The sequence below is a fragment of the Streptomyces viridosporus genome (assembly GCF_002078235.1).
Lineage (GTDB): Bacteria > Actinomycetota > Actinomycetes > Streptomycetales > Streptomycetaceae > Streptomyces > Streptomyces viridosporus.
This window is the reverse complement of the sequence record NZ_MSGP01000849.1, coordinates 1-1,754: the sequence shown is the minus strand read 5'-3', so window position 1 is coordinate 1,754 and position 1,754 is coordinate 1. Positions and strand designations below refer to the sequence as shown.

Below are 1,754 nucleotides of genomic sequence, written 5' to 3'. Positions count from 1 at the left end.
CCCCGGCGGCCCGGGGTGCCGGGGTGCGCGGTGCCCGGGCCGCCGGGGTGACCGGGGCGCGGGCCGGGGGCGGTGCCGTAGCCGTCGATGGTGACGACCGCGCCGGCGGGTGAGACCGCCACGGCCGCGCTCCAGGGTCCCGACGGTTCGCGGAGCTGGTCGACGTACACCTTGACCGTCACCGACTCGCCGGGGGCGAGCGTTCCCGAGGTCCGGCTCGGGTAGAGCCAGGAGGCCCCCGTGGACACGGACCAGCGGACCGGCTCGGAGCCCGTCGCGGTGAGGGTGATCAGCGTGGTGTCGCCGCGGTGGCCGGCCGTGACGCCCAGCGCGGCGGCGCCCGCGCGGCCGGCACCGGGGACACCGGCGACCTCCACGGACACGTCCGCCTTGCCGTCCTTGCCGAACCGGGGGCCCGGCCGGGTGCCGGCGTTGCCGGTGTTCTCGTAGCCGACGCCCGCTCCCTCGCCGTCGAGGTCGACGGGGCCGCCGTCCTCCCGCGCGGAGGCCGAGCGGCCGTCCTGGGCCTCGCCCACGGGGGTGCCGCGGTAGGCGGCCCACAGCGCGAACACGGGCGCGGCGACCACGGTGGCGACGACCGTCGTCGTGACGGCGCGCGCGCGGAGGCGGTCCCTGCGGGCGATGCGGTGCTTGGGGTCCATCGGGAAGCCGCGCCGGTCGAAGCGGGGCGCGGCGGCGCGCCCGCGCGGATGGTGGGCCAGGGCGGCGTGCAGGGCCGCGCGCGGCGCCGGCAGGACGGGCAGCGCGTCCGGCGTGACGCTGGTGCCGGGCCAGCGGCCGGGGACGGCCCGTTCGGCGGTGCGGCGGCAGCGCGGGCAGTCGTCGACGTGCCGGACGAGTTCCCGGCGCAGGGCGGCGCTGAGCACGAGCAGGCGGTCGCCGGTGAGGTGCGCCACGCCGGAGCAGGCGCCGGTCTCGACGACGGCGAGCGCCGCGCGGGTGCGTTCGACCTCGCAGGCCGCGGAGGCGAGCAGCTCGCGGGCGGCGGCCGGCTCCATGCCGAGCACGGCGGCGACCTCGTGGGCGGCGAGACGGTGGCGGACGGCGAGCTCCAGCGCCTCGCGCTGCTCCGGGGCGGTGCCGGCGGCCTCCGGCCAGGCCAGCAGGGCCAGTTCGCTCCGGCGCCGCTCCCGGACCTCCTCGGAGACGGCCGGGGCGGTGGCGGTCCGGGCCTTCCGCTGCCGGTCGGCGCGGTTCCCGGCGTGGGTGGCCCGGCGTTCCTGCCCGGCCTCCGCCAGCTTGCGCAGACACGCCCAGCGGGCCAGCGCGTACAGCCAGGCCCGGCGGTCGCCGGACGCGTCCGGGGCGTGCCGGCCGCGGCGCTCCGCGAGCGCGAGGACGTCGGCCAGCGCGGCGGTCGCCGCGTCGTGGTCGCACAGCACGGACAGGCAGTAGGTGAACAGGCCGTCCAGGTACGGCTCGTAGCGCGTGGGCGGTCGCTGCGCCAGCGTGCGCGCGGCCCCGCGGTCACGCACCTCCCGGTGCGCCCGGTGCGTGCCGGTCGTGCGGGTCGGGGTCTCGGGGCCGCTGCTCGTCATCCGGCGACCGTAGGCGGCCCGGGGCGGCCCCTTCCGGAGCCCTGCGCAGTTTTAATCCGTACGGGTGAAACGATCCCTCAAATCGGGGACACGTGCCTCCCGCCCGCCGGGCCGGGCGCGGAAACCGCCCGGTCCGGACGCCCGGACGCGGCCGTCCGGGCCCCGGCGGGGGCCGGAACCGCGGGGCGTGGGGGC

The 1,754-nt window shown here is 79.6% G+C and carries 1 protein-coding gene; it reads right to left on the bottom strand.

The window, feature by feature from the left end; translation table 11 throughout:
• A partial coding sequence (locus B7L92_RS38115) for a BACON domain-containing protein (RefSeq protein ID WP_081241638.1) occupies nucleotides 1–1,559 on the bottom strand: 1,559 nt, incomplete at its 3' end.
• Between the last annotated feature and the right edge of the window lie 195 nt (nucleotides 1,560–1,754).